Source organism: Spiroplasma endosymbiont of Zeiraphera isertana (assembly GCF_964030805.1).
Classification (GTDB): domain Bacteria; phylum Bacillota_I; class Bacilli_A; order Mycoplasmatales; family VBWQ01; genus Spiroplasma_E.
The window spans coordinates 2,139,838-2,161,790 of record NZ_OZ034965.1 but is presented as its reverse complement, the minus strand read 5'-3'; the positions used below and the strand labels follow the sequence as shown (position 1 = coordinate 2,161,790).

Below are 21,953 nucleotides of genomic sequence, written 5' to 3'. Positions count from 1 at the left end.
TTTTTTAAAGATTAAAAGGATTATAATTTACACAGTTAACTGTAGATACTCAATATTCTGATTCAATATCAATAATATCATTTAAAGACAGAATTTTTTGATTTTCTTGCAATAGACTTGGTGCAAAACTAAGATAATTCAAAATTATATATTCCTGCTATTAAATTAAATCTTAATGCAAATCTTCGTATTTTATTGCGATATTTTAAACTTAAAATTTTAAAACGTTTTAGTTTAGCAAATACGTGTTCAATTTTAATTCTAATTTTACTTAAAGTTTTATTGTATTCTTTTTGAATTAGTGTTAATTGATTGTATTTACTTTTTTTAAATGGCAAAAATGTATTTTTATGAATATTTTGTATACCTTGATAACCTGAATCAACAAAAACTTGTTTTTCTGGATGAATAAAAGTTTTAGATTTTAGAAGCAATTTAAAATCATGAATGCTTCCAAAACAAAAAGCAGTTGAAATAATTTTTCCATTGGAAATATCAATAATTATTTGGGATTTGAGAGAATGATGTTTCTTTTTACCTGAAAAAAGTAATTTTAGTTTTTTTTAATTCTTTCAATTGGAGTTTCAGTAGCATCAATAGCTAACAAATTATTATTAGTACCTTTATTTTTTGTTAAATCTTTTTTTCCGGGTAAATTAAAAATTCCGCTTTTTATTAAAATATTTTCAATTCAAAAAATATTACGAATGCAACTAGTATGACTAATATTATATCTTTTTGCAATAACTCTATAACTACTATAGTCTTTTCAATATTCTAAAGTCATTAATAAACGCTCTTCAATTACAATTTTATTTTTTCTACCACCATAATATTTTTGTTTAGACTCAGCAATTTTTAAAATTTCAAGCATTTTATAAAATGTTTGTGGCTTTATGCCGACTAAACTATAAAATTCTTGATCATCTTTATATTTTTTCAACATAATAACTATCGCCTTTAATATTAATAATAATCGTTAAATTGTTAAAATTAAAGGTTTTGCACCAAGTCTAATATATCTTCTATCTGTATTGTTTCATAATTAGCAAAGTTATTAACTTCATTAATCATTAATTGAATTTGCTTATCAAGCAGTTCTTTATTTTTTTTCTTTTCAATATATTTTTTTCTGCGTCTTTTTTCTCCTTCTCTTTTTTTTCTAATAAATTCAGGATTTGATTTATTTTTTTCTAAATATTTTTTTTGTCTTTCTGCATGTTTTTGTTTTTTAGTTTTAATGTTTTCAAATGAAATTTCTACAAAAATAGCAGGAGAAGGTATAAAAATAGATTCATCTTTTGTTTTTTCGTTATTGTTATTCTCTAACATTATATCCATATTTTATATTTCCTTTTTAAAATAAATAGTTTATTTATAAACTTATATTAAGTTTATGTTCTGGATTTTAGCATCTTTTTTAATTTCTTTAATTGTAAAATTAAAAAGGACACTTATATAAAAATTAAATTGTGTTAGTTCTATAATTAAGAAAAGAAAGGAATTAGCGCAATGTATAAGTATCTGAGTATTGAATCAATAATAGCAATAAAAGAATATAAAAATTATGGATTTTCGATTCGTAAAATAGCAAAAATTGTTGATTATAGTAAATCAACTGTACATAGAGTTTGTAGATTATTAAATAAAAACTTATTGCCATTAGAAATATTGAATCAATTTCAAAAAAATAAACAAAATGCAGGCAGAAAATTAATAATTTTAACTTTAACAGAAATTAATAGTATTAATCATTTGTTAATTACTAAAAAGTATGCTCTTGATATAATTGCTAACTTTTTAAAGGAAAATAAAATAAAAAGTATTTCAACAAAAACTTTATATAACATTTTTAAAACAAATCGAATGGGTTTTGATGAAACTAACTTATTGAGAAAAGGCAAAAATAAATCTCACAAACAAAAAGAAACTAGGGGCAAAATTAATAATTGTAAGTCTATTCATGAAAGAAATTTAATCATTCCTAATATTAAAAATATACAAGAATTTGGTCATTTAGAAGGTGATACTATCATTGGCAAAGATCATAAAAGTTCTATTATTACTTTGGCTGATATATGATCAAAAACCACAATTACTTTAGTAACTAAAAATCATAAATCAGAAAATATTACGAAAATTATAATAAAATTTATTTCAAAGTTACAAAAAGGAACAGTTAAAACCATTACTTTTGATCGTGGTCAAGAATTTAGTAAATGAAGATTAATCGAAAAAATTTGTAATGTCAAAATTTATTTTGCAGATCCTGGTAAACCTTGCCAAAGGGGTTTAAATGAAAATAATAATGGTATTTTAAGAAGATATTTACCAAAATCTACAGATCTATCTTCATATAAACAAAAAGATTTAAATTTTATAGCATTTCAAATGAGGCTTTTATGTGATCTGTGTATCTTTGTTTTACAAGGTACTAGTTTAGATTAATTCTGTCTTCAAATTTTATCATAAAATGAGCAATTGCTGTATTTCAATTTTGAATAGGCATTGTTCATTTTTTTGTTATATTTTCAATTGCTAAGTAAAATATTTTGAAAACCGCCATATCGTTAGGAAAAACTTTTTTATTTCTAATAACTTTTCGTAATTGACTATTAACAGATTCAATAGCATTTGTAGTATAAATTACTCTTTTAATTTCTGGTGGATAACTAATAAAAACCATTAAATTATCTCAATTTTTATATCAAGATTTAGTAATTTGAGGATATTGTTTATTTCATTTATTTTCAAACGATTCTAAAGCTTGCATTGCTTGTTCTTCACTACATGCACTATAAATTGGTTTTAAATCTGTAACTAGAGATTTTCGATGTTTGTATGAAACATATTTTAAACTATTTCTAATTTGATGAACTATGCATAATTGATGTTCGGTTTTAGGATAAACTGATTGTATTGCTTCTGACATGCCTGTTAAATTATCACTACAAGCAATAAGAATATCATTTAAGCCTCGATTTTTCATTTCTGTAAAATTAGATAATCAAAATTTAGAACCTTCATTTTCACTAATTCATAAACCTAAAACATCTTTTTTACCTTCTAAATCAACTCCTAGTGCTATATAAACTGATTTGTTAATAATCCGTTTATCTTGTCGTACTTTAACTACTATACAATCAAAATAAACAATCGGATAAATACTTTCTAATGGCCGATTTTGCCATGCTTTGACATCATCAATAACCTCATCAGTAATTTGACTATAACACTTTCACTAATATCTGCACCATGATATAACTCTTGCAACTGCATTCTAATGTCAGATACTGTCATACCTTTTGCATATAGTGAAAGAACTTGTTGATCAAAACCATCAAATCTTCTTTGTCTTTTTGGCACTATTACAGGAGTAAAATTACTATTACGATCTCGTGGTACATCAATTTCAATTTTACCTTCTTGAGTTATTAATTTTTTTGAAGTTATGCCATTACGAGCATTTTCACTATTACTATGTTGATTTTTTTCATATCCTAAATAATTTTGCATTTCAGAATTCAACATTTTTTCCACTAATCTTTTTGTTAATTCTTTATATAAACCTCCTTCTTTAAAAACTGTTGTTAAATCTTCAGTATTTTCTAGTAATAAATCTACTGCTTGTGATATTGGATCATTATTATTAATGTTTTGTTTTTTAACCATTTGTAACTCACTCTTTCTAGTCATTTAATTATATTTACTAGAATTAATTAAACATAGTTATTTTTGTAAGTTACACAGATTACTAAACATTACCTTTCAAATTAATTCTACACCCAGAAAATCGCTCTCTTATAAAAGACCAATAGATTTAATACAATTATTTTAAAAAACTGTCCCATTTATATTTACAACTCAGGTTTAGAAAAATAGTTACCATTTTGGTAACTATTTTTATTTTGCTATAAATTTATTATTAATTTTAGTTTTATGTTGGATTGATAAACTTATTTTATTTATTTCATCAATAAAATTATTATCTTTTTCTATATCTCAACCATTTTTTTGATCAATTTCTTTTGTTATTTTTTCCAATTCTATTTTGATTTCTTTTAAACTAGTTTTATTAATATTATTATTTAATCTTTTTTCAATATTTTGAATTTTTATATCAATTTCATGATATCAAGTGGTATCTAAAACATTGCAAAGTGGTTCTTTTACTCAAGCATGGTACATTTTTCTTTCTTCAAATCCTTCTGGAAGTTTTATTTCTTCTTTAATTTCAGCAATTAATTTATATATACTTTTTATTTTTTTAACTTTACTATACATATCTTTTAATCTTCCTTTCAAAAAAATAAAAAACCCATTTACTTTAAAAAAATAAAATAATGAGTTGAAAACTTAAATTAAGTTTAAAGAATTATATCATAATATCTAGAATATTTGGTGTTAAATTTTTATACATATTTTTAAAAGATAAAAAAATAGTTATAAATAAATAAAACTACTCAATTGAGTAGTTTTATTTATCTTCTTCAATTTTTACTGTCATTTCTTGATCATCAAAAACAAATTTAACTTTTTTATCATCTTTTTTATTAACAGCATCACTGGGTTTATCATTTTTTTTATTTTCAAATAAAGGTTTTGGTTTTTTCTTTAATTCTTTTTCATTTTTTAAATAATATTTTTGAACTATATCAAAAAGTTCGTTATTTAAACTACCATCTTTATATCTCTTTTTAAATTTATAAAAATACTTATAACGCTTATCTAAAATTATTGATTTAATTTCATTAAAGAGTATAAAAGCATTTCTACTTGAAAATTTATAATTATTTTTACCTATTTTTACTAAATTATCACTTATAATATTGTTTATTTTAAACTTAAATCTTTTTCTTTTAAAAATAAAAATAACTAAAATAAAAATAAAAGTTAGCATTAATAATAATATTGATAATCCTATGATTATTCAGTCCTTTATTGAAAAATCTGATCAATTAACTAAAAACATTATATTTAAATTATTTTGCATATAAATAACCCCCTAAATTTTCTTAATATATAAATTTGCGTCATTTTATAAACAAGTTCTGCTTATCTTTTATTTTGGATAAATTACATTTAAAATTACACTTCCAATAACTAAAGGGTCATCATAAGTCATTTCAACTGTTAAAGTAGTTGGTTTAATGTTCATATTATTATATTTTAAATTACCTAAAATAATTTTTTCTTTTATTAAATTTGATTGTGGATTACTTTCAATTAGTCTCTCTTTAATAACCTCCTTTACAGTTTCTGGACTTGTCATTTTCAATTTGTCTTCAGTTTTTAATTGCAAATTTGTTTTGCTTTTTAAAATTACTGCTAAAATTCGTTTATTATCACTAATTGATGATTGTTTAGAGATCGAACCATTTGATTTTTTTTTATTTTTTTCTTCCTCTTCTTCTTCTTTTTCTCCTTCTGTTTCAGCAATAGCTGTCATACCACCAGCAATGGTGGCTCCAATTAAAGCTGCAGAGCCGATAAGACCAGCAATAATTTTTGTTGATTTCTTCTTCTTTTTCTTTTTTTCTTCATCTTCTTCTGACATAAATTACAAACCTCTTTTCTAAGCCCTTAAATTTTTTCTAAGTTAATTTTACATGATTACAAATAATCTATTGACATTTTACTTTTATTAGATTAGAAATTTAGATAAACAATTAGTTGTACAAATTACTGATGTATTTTTTTATTTTTTGAAAATTAATAATCTTAAACATTAAAATAGTAATTATTATTACTTTTAATAAAGTTTTTTATCTTATTTTTTAAAGAACTTAGTAAAAATAAGATAAAATATTAATATTGCATTAAAGAAAAAGGTGAACGTATGTCATTTCAACAATTTAATTTACAACCATGACTAATTGAAAATTTAAAAAAAGAAAAAATAATTAATCCAACACCAGTCCAAACTGAAATCATTCCTTTAGCATTAACTAATAAAAACTTAATTATTAAAAGTGCTACTGGTAGTGGTAAAACTCATACTTATTTAATTCCGATTTTAAATAATTGTAATGTTACTTTTAAAGTAACACAAGCAGTTATTATTACACCTACTCGTGAACTTGCTCAACAAACGTTCAATTTTTTAAAATCTTTAATCAAAGATCAAAATATTAGCATTGCTTGTTTAGTGGGTGGCAAAGATATTATTCGTCAAAGTAATAATTTAAGTAATAATCAACCACAAATTGTAATTGGTACTCCAACTAGATTAAAACGTTTATATGAACTTAATATTTTAGCAATTACTACTACTAACACTTTAGTTATTGATGAATGTGATATGTTATTTGATATGGGATTCATGGAAGATTTAGATTTTTTAATTACTAAAATGAATAAAAATAATCAAATTATGACTTTTTCAGCAACAATATTACCCCAACTAGTTACTTGATTAAAAAAATATATTACTAATGCTACTACAATTAGTATTGATAATAAATCTCAAAAAATTCAACATATTTTTATTAATCGTCATCATCAAGATAGTAAAAAACAACTACAATCATTATTAACAATGTTTGATCCTTATTTATGTTTAATTTTTGTTAATAACAAAGAAAATATTGAAGAAATTGCAAACGTCTTAATTGAAGAAAATAAAAAAGTAGCAATCTTACATGGTGGATTACCAGCACGAGAACGTTCTCAAACTTTTAAACGTATTAAAAATTTTGAATATCAATATGTTGTTTGTTCAGATATCGCAGCACGTGGTATTGATATTGAAGGGGTATCTCATGTTATCTCTTTACAATTACCGACAAATAATATAGAATATTATTTTCATCGAGCAGGGCGAACAGGACGAGCTAACTATTCAGGTATTTCTTATGTATTTTATGATAAGAGTGATAATTCTACTATTCATAAGTTAAAAAATTTAAACGTTCCAATAGAATACTATAAAATTAAAGATAATAAGTTACTACCAGAAATTACTAATGACAACATCATTGCTCATAAACGAAAAATAGAAAGAAATAAAGAAGAACAATATGTTATTAATCGCTTTAAAAAAAATAAAAACGTAACTCCTGGTTATAAGAAAAAATTTAATAAAGATTTAGAAGCAATAAAAAAAGAAACAAGAAAACAACACATTAAAGCATTAATTAAGAAAATTAAAAAAACACAAGCAATTGCAAGAAGAAAAAAACTTTTTGATGAAAATTAATAATGAAAGAGGAAGCAAGATGGAAAATGACAAATTAATTCTTGGATCTCATGTTTCAATGAAAGCACCAAAATATTTATTAGGTGCTCTTGAAGAAGCTCTAAGTTATAATGCCAATACGTTTATGTTTTATACAGGTGCTCCACAAAATACAATTCGTAAACCAACCAAAGCATTATTTATTAAAGAATTTACAGAAAAACTAATTGAAAAAAATATTAATATTAATAATCTTATTGTCCATGCTCCTTATATTATTAATCTGGCTAATAGCATTAACAAAAGTACTTACCAATTAGCAGTAGATTTCTTACGACAAGAAATAATTCGCTGTCAAGATATTGGCATTAAAACTTTGGTTTTACATCCAGGTAGCGCTGTTGGTGCTTTACCACAAACGGCTTTAGATCAAATTGTTAAAGGACTAAATGCAGCATGTTTAGAAAAACAAACTGTAAAAATTGCTTTGGAAACAATGTCAGGAAAAGGTAGTGAAGTAGGAACTACTTTTGAACAACTTCAATATATTATTAATAATGTAAAAAGACCCGAACTAATTGGTGTTTGTTGAGATACTTGTCACTTATCTGATGCTGGTTATGATCTTAATAATAATTTAGAACAAGTAATACAACAATTTGATCAACTTATTGGATTAGATAAATTATTAGTTATTCATGTTAATGATTCTAAAAACCCAATCAACGCTCATAAAGATCGTCATGCTAACTTAGGAATGGGTTACCTTGGTTTTCAAACTTTAATTAACATTATTTATCATCCATTGTTGCTTACTAAAATAAAAATTTTAGAAACGCCATGAATTAATGGACATCCACCTTATTTACATGAAATTAAAATGATAAGAACAAAAAAATATAATAAAGAAATTTTAGAATCATTAGGAACTAGCAAATAATGAAAAGAATTGGTATTTTTGGTGGAACTTTTGATCCATTTCATAATCAACATTTAAATATTGCGAATACAGCTTATCATAAACTTTCACTTGATGAAGTTTGAATTTTACCAACAAAACAAAATCCGTTAAAAGACAGTGTCAGTGCCAGCGATCAACAAAGAGTCGATATGATTAATTTAGTTATTAAAAACTATTCTTGAATAAAATTAAATGATTATGAACTAACAAGTAAACAACCTAGTTATACTATTAATACTATTAACGACTTTATTGAAAACTATCCAAATCACAAATTCTTTTTTATTATCGGTTCTGATAATTTATATATCTTAAATAAATGACAAGGAATTGAACAGTTAATTAATTTAGTTAAAATTATTGTTGTTAATCGCCCTCATTATCGTAAAACATTAGAACTAATGTCAAAATACAAGTGTCAAAATTTAGTAGTTCGACCAAGTAGTGATATTAGCTCTGCCAAAATTAGAAATGGTGAAATTATTAATCAAATTGATATAAAAATTAATGATTATATTAACAATAATTTAATATATAGTTATGAGCGTTTAAAAGCAAATTTAGATAACAATAGAACTGAACATTGTATTAATGTTGGTAAAATGGCTGTTAAATTAGCAATCCATTATAACGAAGATGCTAATAAAGCCCTAATTGCAGGCACTTATCATGACCTTTGCAAACAATGAAGTAAAAATAAAATGACTAAATTTTTAACAAAATATAATAAAGAAATTTTACAAGAACCATTTCCAATTTGACATGGTTATGTAGCAGCATTGTATTTAAAAAATCATTATCAGTACCATGATGATTTAGTTCTTCATGCAATTGCTAAACATACTACTGGTGCAACTGAAATGAAACCTTTAGAATTAATAGTATTATTAGCAGATAAAATATCAATTGAACGTAACCATTATTATGTTGAAGAATTAAGAAAACTTGCCTTTCAAGATTTAACTGTTGCTTTTAAATACTATCTAGAAATTTTAAAAAAGCATTTAATAGAACAAAAAAAACCATTAAATAATAAGTTTTTAACAATATATGAAACGTGAAGTAATAAAAACTTTAATTGTAAAATTAAAAAGGACACTTATATAAAAATTAAATTGTGTTAGTTCTATAATTAAGAAAAGAAAGGAATTAGCGCAATGTATAAGTATCTGAGTATTGAATCAATAATATCAATAAAAGAATATAAAAATTATGGATTTTCGATTCGTAAAATAGCAAAAATTGTTGATTATAGTAAATCAACTGTACATAGAGTTTGTAGATTATTAAATAAAAACTTATTGCCATTAGAAATATTGAATCAATTTCAAAAAAATAAACAAAATGCAGGCAGAAAATTAATAATTTTAACTTTAACAGAAATTAATAGTATTAATCATTTGTTAATTACTAAAAAGTATGCTCTTGATATAATTGCTAACTTTTTAAAGGAAAATAAAATAAAAAGTATTTCAACAAAAACTTTATATAACATGTTTAAAACAAATCGAATGGGTTTTGATGAAAATAACTTATTGAGAAAAGGCAAAAATAAATCTCACAAACAAAAAGAAACTAGGGGCAAAATTAATAATTGTAAGTCTATTCATGAAAGAAATTTAATCATTCCTAATATTAAAAATATACAAGAATTTTTTAATTTTCAAAAAAACTCTTGATGAAATAAAAAAAATCATCAACCTGGCCTAAAATTTGATTTTATTTAATTTTGGGATTTATTTTTTTTACAAACTGAAATATAATGCTTCAGATTTTGCATAAGGTGATATTTTATAATGTTGGTATTTAAATTTTCATAAATTGAGGTAATTTTGAATATTGGTAAATCCAATGCCATGATAATGAGTAATAAATTCTTTTAAACTTGATTGTATTTTACTGATATTACTTAAATTTTTATAATTTAATTCTTTATTTTCTTTTGATTTAAATTTCTTGAGAGTACATTTTGTTTGTTTAGCTACTGTATCATATAGTATTTGCATATCACAAACTATAATTGATTTTTCTTCGATAAGCTTAGATGTTAAATTTTCTTGTACTCATTTTTTTGTTCATCTTTTAGTATTTGTTGTTTGAACATAAATATTTTTATTTTCATCAATTGCCATTTCAATACAACAGTTTAAATCTTTAGCATTTTCTTCAATTCATTTTTTTCTTGGATCATCTGGATTTTTGAAATTTCATTTATGAATTTCTTTGATAAAGGTTTCATCAATTTCAATTCTACCTTTTAATTTTGTGAATGGTTTTTGTGTTTTTGCTAATTGTGATGATTTCATAAATTTTTGACGATTAAATCATGCTGATGTTTTTGAAATTTTAGCAAATTGAGAAATAGTATAAGCAGATTGACCTAACAATGACAATCAAATTATTCAATCTCATTGTTCATGAGATAAATGACTTCAATGTAAAAAATGATTTCTTAAAGCATCAAAGCTACTTTTACAATCTTTGCATAAATATTTTTGCTTATTATTCTTAAAACCATTTTTTACACATCAATAAGATTTACAATTTGGACATTGAATTCCTTTTTCTTTAAATTTTTTATCAATTGCATCTAATTTTTCTTTTTTCTCAATTTGTTTAATTCTATTTTTAAAATGTCTAATAATTTTTATAAATTCTTCATTTTTTTTGTTTTTTAAAACACCAATTAATTCATTATTAGTCACAAAAAATCACCCCTGATATAAAAATATTACTTTTAATTTTAAATTAAAAGTAATATCAAGATTTTTTGTGAAAATTAAAACAAGAATTTGGTCATTTAGAAGGTGATACTATCATTGGCAAAGATCATAAAAGTTCTATTATTACTTTGGCTGATATATGATCAAAAACCACAATTCCTTTAGTAACTAAAAATCATAAATCAGAAAATATTACGAAAAGTATAATAAAATTTATTTCAAAGTTACAAAAAGGAACAGTTAAAACCATTACTTTTGATCGTGGTAAAGAATTTAGTAAATGAAGATTAATCGAAAAAATTTGTAATGTCAAAATTTATTTTGCAGATCCTGGTAAACCTTGCCAAAGGGGTTTAAATGAAAATAATAATGGTATTTTAAGAAGATATTTACCAAAATCTACAGATCTATCTTCATATAAACAAAAAGATTTAAATTTTATAGCATTTCAAATTAATTCTACACCCAGAAAATCGCTCTCTTATAAAAGACCAATAGATTTAATACAATTATTTTAAAAAACTGTCCCATTTATATTTACAACTCAGGAAATTAATAAATAGTATCTATAGTAAAATACTTATTTATTAATTATTTAACGGACTTCTCCCCACATGTACTTGTGGAGGAAACAATGAAATTGAATGAGTTCAACAATATATTTCAAACAGAAAAAGATTGTTTGAAATATATAGCAAGTTTGAAGGAAAACAAATGTATGAGGTGTTCTTGAACAAATTTGAATACTTCTGATTTAAGAAGAATAAGATGTTTGAAATGTCATCAAACATTTAGTATTCTTCATGACACCATTTTTTACAAGTCACAAACACCTTTGACATCTTGGTTTTATCTCATCTTTAGATGAATAAACACCAAACATGGAATTCCATCAACTGATGTTGCAAAAGAATTGGGAGTAACTTTGAAAACTTCTTGAAGAATGGGTCATAAAATCCGAAGTGCAATTGCAAAACAAGAACCTCAATTCATTGTTGAGGGCATAGTGCAAATGGATGAAATGTATCTTTCACATATGGGTTTTAAAAAACAAGGAAGATCCTTAAAAAATAAAACTTTGATTGTTGGGATTTATGAAAAAACAACCAATAATTTAATTGTGAAAGTGTTGAAAAATGCAAATCAAAAAAATCTTTTGCAATTTGCAAGAAACCACATTTCTTCAAAGTGTGATGTACATACTGATTCTTGAAAAGGATATCGCCATTTTAAATCAGTTTTCACTAAGCATGAAACAGTTAACCATCAAGATGGCTATGTTTCAAAAACTGGTGTAAACATAAACCAGATTGAATCGGCATGAAAGCACATCAGACGAACATTTAAAACACATATCAAAGTTGAAAAACATCATGTTCATTTATATGCAAAAGAATCGGCATATAAATTCAACAATATACCTAGTTTTGAAACTGTAATGTTATGTTTGATTTAAAAATGTGGGGAGAAGTCCGTAGATAGGCTTTTCTCAGCATTTATGTGATAAAATTTAAAAATAGTACATAAAGGGAGAAAAGCCTTATTTAATATATAATATTAAAGAAAAGGGAAGTTTAATAAACTAAATAGTATTGTAATAATATAAACAAATAATTGTAACTAAGGAGTACTAATAATGAGTTTAGTGAGTAAAGAATTAGAAACCAAAAATGGAAAAACAGTTAAACTTAAAATAGATAATTCAAATTCAAATCAAGTTAAAAAAATAAATCTTATTTTTGGAGATAGTTTTATTGAAATGAAAAAAATGAAAAATGAATTAGTTGATTTTATATTTATCGATCCACCTTATTTTTTATCAAATGATGGTTATAGTGTTAACGCTGGCAAAAGAACATCTGTTAATAAAGGTGAATGAGATAAAAGTAAAGGTTTTCTTGAAAATTATAAATTTCATCAAAAATGAATTAAAGAATGCAAAAGAATTTTAAAACCAAATGGAACTTTAATAATTACCGGAACTTATCATTCTATTTACATTTGTGGTTTTATTTTACAAGAACTAAATTTTCACATTCTTAATGACATAGCTTGATACAAACCTAATTGTACACCTAATATTGGTTGTAGAAATTTTACTGCTAGTCATGAAACATTAATATGAGCAAAAAAAGATAGTAATTCTAAACATGTTTTTAATTACAAAGATATGAAATATTCTAAATGAGAAGAAGATAATTTTAAGAATGAAGATAAGCAAATGCGAAGTGTTTGAGCAATAACTACCCCTAAACCATTTGAAAAAATTTATGGTAAACATCCTTCACAAAAACCATTAGATCTTTTAAAAAGAATTATAATTGCTTGTACTAATGAAAATGATATTGTCTTAGATCCGTTTATGGGTAGTGGCACAACTGGTCTTGCATGTAAAATGCACAATAGAAATTTCATAGGAATTGAAAATAATATTGAATATTTTAATCTAGCAAAAAAAAGATTGGATGATAATAATGGTTAAAAATGGAATCGGTGGTGCAAATACAAAAACTGGTCTCGCTTTTGAAGGAGAAAAAGAGTTATATTCATTTTTTAAAAAACAGGAAAATTATGAAATTAAAAATATGATTGGAATCCACAATTTAAAAAGAAATGATGCATTTGAATTGTTTTATATGGGAGAACATGTTGCTAATATTTTCAAAAAACATGCAATCTATGTTTATTTAGAAAAACACCACAATTTAAACTGAAATTACTTTTTATCCAAAAAATTACTACCAGATGACAGTATTTTTGTATATAAGAATAATACTTTTTTCATTATTGAAATTAAAACACAAAATGTTGCTGGAAGTGTTGATGAAAAACTACAAACTTGTGATTTTAAAAGAAAACAATGACAAAAACTTTTATCAATATTAAATTGCAAAATTGAATACTGATATTTATTAAGTGATTGATTTAAAAAACCAGAATATAAAGATACTTTAAATTATATACTAGATAGTAATTGTCGTTATTTTTTTAATTATATTCCATTAAAAGAATTGGGTTTACCACTATAACAAATAAAAATAAATTACGGACTTCTCCCCACATGTACTTGTGGAGGAAAAAATGAAATTGAATGAGTTCAACAATATATTTCAAACAGAAAAAGATTGTTTGAAATATATAGCAAGTTTGAAGGAAAACAAATGTATGAGGTGTTCTTGAACAAATTTGAATACTTCTGATTTAAGAAGAATAAGATGTTTGAAATGTCATCAAACATTTAGTATTCTTCATGACACCATTTTTTACAAGTCACAAACACCTTTGACATCTTGGTTTTATCTCATCTTTAGATGAATAAACACCAAACACGGAATTCCATCAACTGATGTTGCAAAAGAATTGGGAGTAACTTTGAAAACTGCTTGAAGAATGGGTCATAAAATCCGAAGTGCAATTGCAAAACAAGAACCTCAATTCATTGTTGAGGGCATAGTGCAAATGGATGAAATGTATCTTTCACATATGGGTTTTAAAAAACAAGGAAGATCCTTAAAAAATAAAACTTTGATTGTTGGGATTTATGAAAAAACAACCAATAATTTAATTGTGAAAGTGTTGAAAAATGCAAATCAAAAAAATCTTTTGCAATTTGCAAGAAACCACATTTATTCAAAGTGTGATGTACATACTGATTCTTGAAAAGGATATCGCCATTTTAAATCAGTTTTCACTAAGCATGAAACAGTTAACCATCAAGATGGTTATGTTTCAAAAACTAGTGTAAACATAAACCAGATTGAATCGGCATGAAAGCACATCAGACGAACATTTAAAACACATATCAAAGTTGAAAAACATCATGTTCATTTATACGCAAAAGAATCGGCATATAAATTCAACAATATACCTAGTTTTGAAACTGTAATGTTATGTTTGATTTAAAAATGTGGGGAGAAGTCCGTAGATAGGCTTTTCTCAGCATTTATGTGATAAAATTTAAAAATAGTACATAAAGGGAGAAAAGCCATAAATTATTAATAAGGAGATCAAATATTATGTCCAAAAAAAATAAAACAAAAATTACTGCTTCGCCGACAAAAGAAAAAACAACAGCAAAAATAAAAAAAAGCGTGACTGATTATAATGAATTAAAAATAAAAAAAAGTGGTTTCTTAAGCGCAGTTATTAAATACTTTAAAAAATATCCACTACTTTATCTAATTGCAATACTAACCACTATTGCTTCTTCAATAATTTCAGTGATTATTCCTAAAATTACTAATAATTTTTTAGCTACCCCCGATGGTTTTCAATGAGAAAAAATTACTACTTTAGCTTATATTTTAATTAGTTTACAAATTGCATCAGGATTATTTATGTACTTTCGTAATTTAACAGGAAGCATCATTGGTGTTAAAGTTGAAATTGAATATCGAAATAAAGTTTTAAAACATTTACTAGATTTAGATATGTCATATTATGAAGACCGCAAAATTGGTGACACTTTAACAAAACTAATTAGTGATACTAGTGTTATTGGTGAAAATATGCAATCTATTCCTTTAACTATGCTTAGTTCAATTGTGACTTTTTTTGGTTCAATTTACGTTATTTTTTCTTTAAATTGACAATTATCATTAATTGTTTTAGGTATTGTTTTATCAATTTTAATAATATCAGTATTAAATGTTCAAATTATTCGTTATTTAAACTATAAATGAAGAAAAGTTTACACTGAAGTTAATGCTGATATTACTGATCGACTAAATACTATTACTTTAATTAAAAGTAATGCTACAGAAAAAAGTGAAAATAAAAGATTTTCTAATGAACATCTTAAATATTACCAAGCAGCAAAAAAAACTATTACTTTTGAAAGTTTTACTAGAGCATTACTAATTACATTGCTAACAGGAATTAACATTGTTGGTTTAGTTGCTGGTTTCATGTTTGTAAGTAAACACATCATTAGTGTTCCAACACTAATTGCTTTTTTATTAGCAGTCAACACTTTAATTTTCCCAGTTATTCAAAGTATTCAATTCTTAGGTAATTGAGCTAAAACATCAACTTCAATTTTAAGAGTTAATGAAATTCTTAATATTAAACCAAAAATAGTTAATAAAGAAAAAGCCTTACCAGTAAAACAAATTACTAGTGATATTATTTTTGAAAATGTTAATTTCCGCTATGATGAAAAAGAAGACTGAATTTTAAATAACTTCTCTTTCACTTTTGAAAAAGGTAAAAGTTATGCTATTGTTGGTGCAACTGGTGTCGGAAAAACTACTATTTCTAAGTTATTACTACGTTACTATGACCCCGCTAAAGGAAGAATTTTAATTAATAATAATACTGATTTACGTGATATTGACTTAGCACAATACTTACATCATATTGGCTATATTGAACAAGATCCACAAATTTTATTTGGCACATTTGCCGAAAACATTAGTTATACTAAGCAAGGAGCAACTTTAGAAGAAATCAAAATTGCTGCAAGTAAAGCTAACTTACATGATTACATTGAACAATTACCTAATGGTTATAATACAATTTTAGGTGAACGCGGGATTAACTTATCTGGTGGTCAAAAACAAAGAGTAGCTATTGCTCGTATCTTTTTAAAAAATCCAGAACTATTAATTTTAGATGAAGCTACTAGTGCCTTAGATAATATTGTCGAAAAGGAAATACAAGCACAATTTAATAAATTAATGATTGGTCGTACTAGTATTATTATTGCCCATCGTTTATCAACAATTAAAACTGTTGATAAGATTTTAGTTTTAGAAAAAGAAAAAGGTTTAGTTCAAGTTGGTACTTTTGATGAATTAAAAGTTAAAGAAGGTCACTTTAAACATTTATATGAAGCTGGAATTATGGGGTAAAATTTTAATATTTAACTTTACATTTATTTAATTTATGTTACTATATTTCTGTAACATCAATTAAAAAGGAGAAAGTATATGTTAACTAAAATTAAAATGGGTGAGTAAAGTTAATAGTTATAATTTAATTTTCTTTAAATAAAAGACAACATTAAATTATTTAATTGTATTTATATTATATACTATTTTATATTATTTTACAAGTTTTTTAGTGTATACATTTTAATTATTTTAAAACTAAAATTCCTAACTATTTAGGTTTAAGATTTATTAAATTTTTAAAATATTAAAGTAAAAAATTTAATTTATTAATTCTTGCTGAATTAATTATAAGCATATTATTAAGTACTTTATCATTATAAATTTTAGCACCATATCCTTTTAAAGATTTAACAAGATGTGATACATCACTTTCAGCACAAACACCTTGATTTCAATTTTCTTTTTGATTTATAACACCTTCTTTATTATTTTTAAAATATTTATATATTTGTTCATCAACTTTATTTTCTTTTAAAAAATTTAATAATTGATAATATTCACCATTAACAAATAAATCATATGCATTTGTTAATTTTTTATTATCTATTTTTCTATTAAAAATAAATCCTTTTTTAAGTGCTTTAAATGCATGATGTCTATCAATTACATAAGGAATATTTTCATTTTTAGCAGAAGTTTTAATTCAAGGCGCACCATCACCAATAAATACTAAACTACTTTTATTATAAATATATTGTAAATCAAGAAATTCATAAATTTTATTAATAAATTCTTGTTTTTTAATTCTTTGACCATTTTTAGTTTTCATATAAGTAATTTTTTTATCTTTTAAAACATTTCTATTTTTAGTAGATTTTTCTTTTAATTTTCACAAAAAATCTTGATATTACTTTTAATTTAAAATTAAAAGTAATATTTTTATATCAGGGGTGATTTTTTGTGACTAATAATGAATTAATTGATGTTTTAAAAAACTTTAATTGTAAAATTAAAAAGGACACTTATATAAAAATTAAATTGTGTTAGTTCTATAATAGACTTGGTGCAAAACCTTTAATTTTAACAATTTAACGATTATTATTAATATTAAAGGTGATAGTTATTATGTTGAAAAAATATAAAGATGATCAAGAATTTTATAGTTTAGTCGGCATAAAGCCACAAACATTTTATAAAATGTTTGAAATTTTAAAAATTGCTGAGTCTAAACAAAAATATTATGGTGGTAGAAAAAATAAAATTGTAATTGAAGAGCGTTTATTAATGACTTTAGAATATTGAAAAGACTATAGTAGTTATAGAGTTATTGCAAAAAGATATAATATTAGTCATACTAGTTGCATTCGTAATATTTTTTGAATTGAAAATATTTTAATAAAAAGCGGAATTTTTAATTTACCTTGAAAAAAAGATTTAACAAAAAATAAAGGTACTAATAATAATTTGTTAGCTATTGATGCTACTGAAACTCCAATTGAAAGAATTAAAAAAAACTAAAATTACTTTTTTCAGGTAAAAAGAAACATCATTCTCTCAAATCCCAAATAATTATTGATATTTCCAATGTAAAAATTATTTCAACTGCTTTTTGTTTTGGAAGCATTCATGATTTTAAATTGCTTCTAAAATCTAAAACTTTTATTCATCCAGAAAAACAAGTTTTTGTTGATTCAGGTTATCAAGGTATACAAAATATTCATAAAAATACATTTTTGCCATTTAAAAAAAGTAAATACAATCAATTAACACCAATTCAAAAAGAATACAATAAAACTTTAAGTAAAATTAGAATTAAAATTTAACACGTATTTGCTAAACTAAAACGTTTTAAAATTTTAAGTTTAAAATATCGCAATAAAATACGAAGATTTGCATTAAGATTTAATTTAATAGCAGGAATATATAATTTTGAATTACCTTAGTTTTGCACCAAGTCTAATTAAGAAAAGAACGGAATTAGCGCAATGTATAAGTATCTGAGTATTGAATCAATAATAGCAATAAAAGAATATAAAAATTATGGATTTTCGATTCGTAAAATAGCAAAAATTGTTGATTATAGTAAATCAACTGTACATAGAGTTTGTAGATTATTAAATAAAAACTTATTGCCATTAGAAATATTGAATCAATTTCAAAAAAATAAACAAAATGCAGGCAGAAAATTAATAATTTTAACTTTAACAGAAATTAATAGTATTAATCATTTGTTAATTACTAAAAAGTATGATCTTGATATAATTGCTAACTTTTTAAAGGAAAATAAAATAAAAAGTATTTCAACAAAAACTTTATATAACATGTTTAAAACAAATCGAATGGGTTTTGATGAAAATAACTTATTGAGAAAAGGCAAAAATAAATCTCACAAACAAAAAGAAACTAGGGGCAAAATTAATAATTGTAAGTCTATTCATGAAAGAAATTTAATCATTCCTAATATTAAAAATATACAAGAATTTGGTCATTTAGAAGGTGATACTATCATTGGCAAAGATCATAAAAGTTCTATTATTACTTTGGCTGATATATGATCAAAAACCACAATTCCTTTAGTAACTAAAAATCATAAATCAGAAAATATTACGAAAAGTATAATAAAATTTATTTCAAAGTTACAAAAAGGAACAGTTAAAACCATTACTTTTGATCGTGGTAAAGAATTTAGTAAATGAAGATTAATCGAAAAAATTTGTAATGTCAAAATTTATTTTGCAGATCCTGGTAAACCTTGCCAAAGGGGTTTAAATGAAAATAATAATGGTATTTTAAGAAGATATTTACCAAAATCTACAGATCTATCTTCATATAAACAAAAAGATTTAAATTTTATAGCATTTCAAATTAATTCTACACCCAGAAAATCGCTCTCTTATAAAAGACCAATAGATTTAATACAATTATTTTAAAAAACTGTCCCATTTATATTTACAACTCAGGTTTCTAATAACTTTTCGTAATTGACTATTAACAGATTCAATAGCATTTGTAGTATAAATTACTCTTTTAATTTCTGGTGGATAACTAATAAAAACCATTAAATTATCTCAATTTTTATATCAAGATTTAGTAATTTGAGGATATTGTTTATTTCATTTATTTTCAAACGATTCTAAAGATTGCATTGCTTGTTCTTCACTACATGCACTATAAATTGGTTTTAAATCTGTAACTAGAGATTTTCGATGTTTGTATGAAACATATTTTAAACTATTTCTAATTTGATGAACTATGCATAATTGATGTTCGGTTTTAGGATAAACTGATTGTATTGCTTCTGACATGCCTGTTAAATTATCACTACAAGCAATAAGAATATCATTTAAGCCTCGATTTTTCATTTCTGTAAAATTAGATAATCAAAATTTAGAACCTTCATTTTCACTAATTCATAAACCTAAAACATCTTTTTTACCTTCTAAATCAACTCCTAAAGCTATATAAACTGATTTGTTAATAATCCGTTTATCTTGTCGTACTTTAACTACTATACAATCAAAATAAAAAATCGGATAAATACTTTCTAATGGCCGATTTTGCCATGCTTTGACATCATCAATAACATCATCAGTAATTTGACTAATAACACTTTCACTAATATCTGCACCATGATATAACTCTTGCAACTGCATTCTAATGTCAGATACTGTCATACCTTTTGCATATAGTGAAAGAACTTGTTGATCAAAACCATCAAATCTTCTTTGTCTTTTTGGCACTATTACAGGAGTAAAATTACTATTACGATCTCGTGGTACATCAATTTCAATTTTACCTTCTTGAGTTATTAATTTTTTTGAAGTTATGCCATTACGAGCATTTTCACTATTACTATGTTGATTTTTTTCATATCTTAAATAATTTTGCATTTCAGAATTCAACATTTTTTCCACTAATCTTTTTGTTAATTCTTTATATAAACCTCCTTCTTTAAAAACTGTTGTTAAATCTTCAGTATTTTCTAGTAATAAATCTACTGCTTGTGATATTGGATCATTATTATTAATGTTTTGTTTTTTAACCATTTGTAACTCACTCTTTCTAGTCATTTAATTATATTTACTAGAATTAATGAAACATAGTTATTTTTGTAAGTTACACAGATTACTAAACATTACCGATGTAATTTATTAGACTTGGTGCAAAACCTTTAATTTTAACAATTTAACGATTATTATTAATATTAAAGGTGATAGTTATTATGTTGAAAAAATATAAAGATGATCAAGAATTTTATAGTTTAGTCGGCATAAAGCCAAAAACATTTTATAAAATGCTTGAAATTTTAAAAATTGCTGAGTCTAAACAAAAATATTATGGTGGTAGAAAAAATAAAATTGTAATTGAAGAGCGTTTATTAATGACTTTAGAATATTGAAAAGACTATAGTAGTTATAGAGTTATTGCAAAAAGATATAATATTAGTCATACTAGTTGCATTCGTAATATTTTTTGAATTGAAAATATTTTAATAAAAAGCGGAATTTTTAATTTACCTGGAAAAAAAGATTTAACAAAAAATAAAGGTACTAATAATAATTTGTTAGCTATTGATGCTACTGAAACTCCAATTGAAATAATTAAAAAAAACTAAAATTACTTTTTTCAGGTAAAAAGAAACATCATTCTCTCAAATCCCAAATAATTATTGATATTTCCAATGGAAAAATTATTTCAACTGCTTTTTGTTTTGGAAGCATTCATGATTTTAAATTGCTTCTAAAATCCAAAACTTTTATTCATCCAGAAAAAAAGTTTTTGTTGATTCAGGTTATCAAGGTATACAAAATATTCATAAAAATACATTTTTGCCATTTAAAAAAAGTAAATACAATCAATTAACACCAATTCAAAAAGAATACAATAAAACTTTAAGTAAAATTAGAATTAAAATTGAACACGTATTTGCTAAACTAAAACGTTTTAAAATTTTAAGTTTAAAATATCGCAATAAAATACGAAGATTTGCATTAAGATTTAATTTAATAGCAGGAATATATAATTTTGAATTACCTTAGTTTTGCACCAAGTCTATTATAAAAATTTAGGAAAAATTACTATGGCTGGTGATAAACCTACTAATGACGAATTAGATACTGCAATAGTAAAAGTTGGTAATAATGGATTTGAACCAACTAAAGCAACATATAGTAATATAACTGATACATCTGCTATTATGACTGGTAATAAAACTGATTATTATGGAACAGTAAAATTAAATTTTACAAAGGCATAAT

24 protein-coding genes and 4 pseudogenes are annotated in these 21,953 nt (G+C 23.9%); 17 read left to right on the top strand and 11 right to left on the bottom strand.

The window, feature by feature from the left end:
- Positions 1 to 4: 4 nt before the first annotated feature.
- From AAHM78_RS15085 to AAHM78_RS15070, 4 genes are read right to left on the bottom strand one after another with little or no spacing between them, the layout of a single operon-like run.
- Entirely contained in the window at positions 5 to 142 is a 138-nt protein-coding gene (locus tag AAHM78_RS15085; RefSeq protein ID WP_342253748.1) for a hypothetical protein, read from the bottom strand.
- Positions 129 to 494, bottom strand: coding sequence for a transposase family protein (locus AAHM78_RS15080; protein WP_342255210.1), 366 nt, complete (start codon positions 492 to 494; stop codon positions 129 to 131). Before AAHM78_RS15080 ends, AAHM78_RS15085 begins: the two co-directional genes overlap by 14 nt.
- A 59-nt stretch (positions 495 to 553) precedes the next feature.
- Positions 554 to 946, bottom strand: a complete 393-nt coding sequence (locus AAHM78_RS15075; RefSeq protein ID WP_342252835.1) for a transposase family protein — start codon at positions 944 to 946, stop codon at positions 554 to 556.
- Between the two features lie 47 nt (positions 947 to 993).
- The gene (locus AAHM78_RS15070) at positions 994 to 1,341 is read right to left on the bottom strand and encodes a hypothetical protein (RefSeq protein WP_342253747.1); all 348 of its coding nucleotides are present in this window, start codon (positions 1,339 to 1,341) and stop codon (positions 994 to 996) included.
- 171 nt (positions 1,342 to 1,512) lie between these two features.
- Here AAHM78_RS15070 and AAHM78_RS15065 point away from each other — a divergent pair, with 171 nt between their 5' ends.
- Positions 1,513 to 2,448, top strand: a complete 936-nt coding sequence (locus tag AAHM78_RS15065; RefSeq protein WP_342253746.1) for an IS30 family transposase — start codon at positions 1,513 to 1,515, stop codon at positions 2,446 to 2,448.
- Here AAHM78_RS15065 and AAHM78_RS15060 read toward each other — a convergent pair.
- The 4 genes and pseudogenes from AAHM78_RS15060 to AAHM78_RS15045 all read right to left on the bottom strand — a co-directional run bounded on the left by AAHM78_RS15060 (position 2,435) and on the right by AAHM78_RS15045 (position 5,557).
- A pseudogene (locus AAHM78_RS15060) lies at positions 2,435 to 3,672 on the bottom strand (IS256 family transposase). The gene AAHM78_RS15065 and the pseudogene AAHM78_RS15060 overlap by 14 nt on opposite strands.
- A gap of 231 nt (positions 3,673 to 3,903) precedes the next feature.
- Positions 3,904 to 4,284 carry a hypothetical protein gene (locus tag AAHM78_RS15055; RefSeq protein ID WP_342253745.1) on the bottom strand — a complete coding sequence of 127 codons (381 nt, stop codon included), beginning with the start codon at positions 4,282 to 4,284 and terminating at the stop codon, positions 3,904 to 3,906.
- 193 nt (positions 4,285 to 4,477) lie between these two features.
- Positions 4,478 to 4,993, bottom strand: a complete 516-nt coding sequence (locus AAHM78_RS15050; RefSeq protein WP_342253744.1) for a hypothetical protein — start codon at positions 4,991 to 4,993, stop codon at positions 4,478 to 4,480.
- A gap of 69 nt (positions 4,994 to 5,062) precedes the next feature.
- Positions 5,063 to 5,557, bottom strand: a complete 495-nt coding sequence (locus AAHM78_RS15045; RefSeq protein ID WP_342253743.1) for a hypothetical protein — start codon at positions 5,555 to 5,557, stop codon at positions 5,063 to 5,065.
- A gap of 282 nt (positions 5,558 to 5,839) precedes the next feature.
- On the opposite strand from AAHM78_RS15045, the gene AAHM78_RS15040 reads away from it, so the two are divergent.
- From AAHM78_RS15040 to AAHM78_RS15025, 4 genes and pseudogenes are all read left to right on the top strand, one after another.
- On the top strand, positions 5,840 to 7,198 hold the full coding sequence (locus AAHM78_RS15040) for a DEAD/DEAH box helicase (protein WP_342253742.1): 1,359 nt from the start codon (positions 5,840 to 5,842) through the stop codon (positions 7,196 to 7,198).
- A complete protein-coding gene (locus tag AAHM78_RS15035) occupies positions 7,188 to 8,117 on the top strand; it encodes a deoxyribonuclease IV (protein WP_342255209.1) in 930 nt (309 codons plus the stop codon). The genes AAHM78_RS15040 and AAHM78_RS15035 overlap by 11 nt, the downstream gene beginning before the upstream one ends.
- A complete protein-coding gene (locus AAHM78_RS15030) occupies positions 8,117 to 9,262 on the top strand; it encodes a nicotinate-nucleotide adenylyltransferase (RefSeq protein WP_342253741.1) in 1,146 nt (381 codons plus the stop codon). Before AAHM78_RS15035 ends, AAHM78_RS15030 begins: the two co-directional genes overlap by 1 nt.
- 33 nt (positions 9,263 to 9,295) lie before the next feature.
- Positions 9,296 to 9,793, top strand: a pseudogene (locus tag AAHM78_RS15025) (helix-turn-helix domain-containing protein); the annotation flags it as partial.
- 90 nt (positions 9,794 to 9,883) lie between these two features.
- Here AAHM78_RS15025 and AAHM78_RS15020 read toward each other — a convergent pair.
- Positions 9,884 to 10,843: an IS1/IS1595 family N-terminal zinc-binding domain-containing protein gene (locus tag AAHM78_RS15020; protein ID WP_342253739.1), complete on the bottom strand. Its 960-nt coding sequence runs from the start codon at positions 10,841 to 10,843 to the stop codon at positions 9,884 to 9,886.
- An 80-nt stretch (positions 10,844 to 10,923) separates the two neighbouring features.
- Between AAHM78_RS15020 and AAHM78_RS15015 the strand changes: the two are divergent.
- The 6 genes and pseudogenes from AAHM78_RS15015 to AAHM78_RS14990 all read left to right on the top strand — a co-directional run.
- Positions 10,924 to 11,379 (top strand): annotated as a pseudogene (locus AAHM78_RS15015) (IS30 family transposase); the annotation flags it as partial.
- 116 nt (positions 11,380 to 11,495) lie between these two features.
- Positions 11,496 to 12,317, top strand: coding sequence for an IS1595 family transposase (locus tag AAHM78_RS15010; protein WP_342252871.1), 822 nt, complete (start codon positions 11,496 to 11,498; stop codon positions 12,315 to 12,317).
- Between the two features lie 303 nt (positions 12,318 to 12,620).
- Positions 12,621 to 13,343: a DNA-methyltransferase gene (locus tag AAHM78_RS15005; protein ID WP_425289815.1), complete on the top strand. Its 723-nt coding sequence runs from the start codon at positions 12,621 to 12,623 to the stop codon at positions 13,341 to 13,343.
- Complete coding sequence (locus tag AAHM78_RS15000; RefSeq protein ID WP_342253736.1) at positions 13,336 to 13,890, top strand: hypothetical protein; 555 nt, start codon at positions 13,336 to 13,338, stop codon at positions 13,888 to 13,890. Before AAHM78_RS15005 ends, AAHM78_RS15000 begins: the two co-directional genes overlap by 8 nt.
- A 52-nt stretch (positions 13,891 to 13,942) precedes the next feature.
- A complete protein-coding gene (locus tag AAHM78_RS14995; protein WP_342253735.1) occupies positions 13,943 to 14,764 on the top strand; it encodes an IS1595 family transposase in 822 nt (273 codons plus the stop codon).
- Between the two features lie 113 nt (positions 14,765 to 14,877).
- Positions 14,878 to 16,713, top strand: a complete 1,836-nt coding sequence (locus AAHM78_RS14990; protein WP_252320050.1) for an ABC transporter ATP-binding protein — start codon at positions 14,878 to 14,880, stop codon at positions 16,711 to 16,713.
- 286 nt (positions 16,714 to 16,999) lie between these two features.
- On the opposite strand, the gene AAHM78_RS14985 is transcribed toward AAHM78_RS14990, so the two are convergent.
- Entirely contained in the window at positions 17,000 to 17,590 is a 591-nt protein-coding gene (locus tag AAHM78_RS14985; protein ID WP_342253734.1) for a hypothetical protein, read from the bottom strand.
- Positions 17,591 to 17,820: 230 nt separating this feature from the next.
- Between AAHM78_RS14985 and AAHM78_RS14980 the strand changes: the two genes are divergently transcribed.
- The 3 genes from AAHM78_RS14980 to AAHM78_RS14970 all read left to right on the top strand — a co-directional run bounded on the left by AAHM78_RS14980 (position 17,821) and on the right by AAHM78_RS14970 (position 19,625).
- Complete coding sequence (locus AAHM78_RS14980; protein ID WP_342253733.1) at positions 17,821 to 18,213, top strand: transposase family protein; 393 nt, start codon at positions 17,821 to 17,823, stop codon at positions 18,211 to 18,213.
- A 50-nt stretch (positions 18,214 to 18,263) separates the two neighbouring features.
- Positions 18,264 to 18,518 (top strand): transposase family protein, encoded by a 255-nt coding sequence (locus AAHM78_RS14975; protein WP_342255208.1) that lies wholly within the window; start codon positions 18,264 to 18,266, stop codon positions 18,516 to 18,518.
- Positions 18,519 to 18,680: 162 nt separating this feature from the next.
- Complete coding sequence (locus AAHM78_RS14970) at positions 18,681 to 19,625, top strand: IS30 family transposase (RefSeq protein ID WP_342253732.1); 945 nt, start codon at positions 18,681 to 18,683, stop codon at positions 19,623 to 19,625.
- Between the two features lie 30 nt (positions 19,626 to 19,655).
- On the opposite strand, the pseudogene AAHM78_RS14965 reads toward AAHM78_RS14970, so the two are convergent.
- A pseudogene (locus AAHM78_RS14965) lies at positions 19,656 to 20,741 on the bottom strand (IS256 family transposase); the annotation flags it as partial.
- Positions 20,742 to 20,917: 176 nt separating this feature from the next.
- Between AAHM78_RS14965 and AAHM78_RS14960 the strand changes: the two are divergent.
- The 3 genes from AAHM78_RS14960 (at position 20,918) to AAHM78_RS14950 (ending at position 21,952) form a co-directional block, all read left to right on the top strand.
- Complete coding sequence (locus AAHM78_RS14960) at positions 20,918 to 21,310, top strand: transposase family protein (RefSeq protein ID WP_342253730.1); 393 nt, start codon at positions 20,918 to 20,920, stop codon at positions 21,308 to 21,310.
- A gap of 118 nt (positions 21,311 to 21,428) precedes the next feature.
- Positions 21,429 to 21,734, top strand: coding sequence for a transposase family protein (locus tag AAHM78_RS14955; protein WP_342254948.1), 306 nt, complete (start codon positions 21,429 to 21,431; stop codon positions 21,732 to 21,734).
- Positions 21,735 to 21,736: 2 nt separating this feature from the next.
- A complete protein-coding gene (locus AAHM78_RS14950) occupies positions 21,737 to 21,952 on the top strand; it encodes a hypothetical protein (RefSeq protein WP_342253729.1) in 216 nt (71 codons plus the stop codon).
- The last annotated feature ends 1 nt before the right edge of the window (position 21,953 follow it).